This window comes from Sporolactobacillus shoreicorticis (genome assembly GCF_024125445.1).
In the GTDB taxonomy this organism is placed as follows: Bacteria; Bacillota; Bacilli; order Bacillales; family Sporolactobacillaceae; genus Sporolactobacillus; species Sporolactobacillus shoreicorticis.
The window spans coordinates 1-1,262 of the sequence record NZ_JAMXWM010000083.1; the positions used below are offsets into that span (position 1 = coordinate 1).

Consider the following 1,262-nt stretch of genomic DNA (forward strand, 5'->3'; position numbering starts at 1 on the left):
CAAGATGAACGAAGAGCAAAAGAAGCAGTATGAACTTGAGAAACTGCAGGCAGAGCTTGAGAAGTACAAAAAGAAGGACGCCTATCACGCGCTTTCCAAAGAGGCTTCTAAAATGCTAGCTGAGCATGAAATCATCGCTGATGATACGCTGCTTTCCTTTGTCGTGAAAGACACAGCGGAAGATACACAGGAAGCGGTTCAGTCGTTCGTGAAGCTGGTTGAGAAACACGTAAGAGCTGGCGTGAAACAAGCACTGGCCGGCAAGCCGCCTAAGGTGACTAAAAACCCAACGACGAACAATCCGTTCAGTAAGGAACACTTCAATCTGACGGAACAGGCAAGACTTTTCCGGGAGGATCCGGAGCTTTACAAAAAACTAAAAGCACAAGCATAAGGAGGAGTTTGAATTGGCTGTTACAAGAATCGCTGATATTATTCAGCCGGAAGTATTTACTCAGTATGTCATTCAAAAAACGATGGAAGTTTCAAACGTACTAAACAGTGGCATTGCCGAGAATAATGCTCTGTTCGATCAGCTGGCTTCTGGACCGAGTACGTTGATCAATATGCCTTACTTTGAAGATCTGACGGGCGAATCAGAAACGTTGAAAGACCAGGGTTCCCTGACACCGGGAGCGATCGGCACGAACAAGGACGTTGCTCGGAAGAACGGGCGCGGAAGATCATGGGGAATGAATGGCCTGTCGGCTTACCTGTCCGGCGCGGATCCACTTGGTGCGACTGCAGGCCTAGTATCAAACTTTTGGGCACGTGATCGTCAAAAGGTGTTGCTAGCGACACTTGCAGGCGTGTTCGCTTCTGAATCTCTAGCTGGGAAAGTACATGATATTTCCGATGCTGAAGGTGATGCTGCTTTGATCAGCGGTGAAACGTTCATCGACGCTAACCAGCTGATGGGGGATGCCAAGGACAGCCTAACAGCGGTAACTTTTCACTCGGCTGTCGAGTCTTACCTTGCAAAGCGCCAGCTGATTGACTACGTTCAGGAAGCTGGTCAAAATGTCCGTGTCCCCTATTTCATGAACAAGCGCGTGATTGTGGATGATGGCATGCCATTTGACACAACTAATAAAATTGGAACCGCGTATTTGTTTGGTACGGGTGCGCTGGCGTGGGGAAATGGTTCACATCCAAACGTGCTGGCTACTGAAACCGATCGTGATTCCCTGGCTTCGAGTGGTGAGGATTTTCTGATCAATCGTCAGCTTTATATTCTGCATCCGCGCGGCATTAAGTTCACG

2 protein-coding genes are annotated in these 1,262 nt (G+C 48.5%); both read left to right on the top strand.

The features are described from left to right. The coding region (locus tag NIE88_RS22035) for a DUF4355 domain-containing protein (RefSeq protein ID WP_253065702.1) at positions 1-394 on the top strand (394 nt) is incomplete at its 5' end. Between the two features lie 13 nt (positions 395-407). Further along, on the top strand, positions 408-1,262 hold an 855-nt coding region (locus NIE88_RS22040; protein ID WP_253065703.1), incomplete at its 3' end, for a coat protein.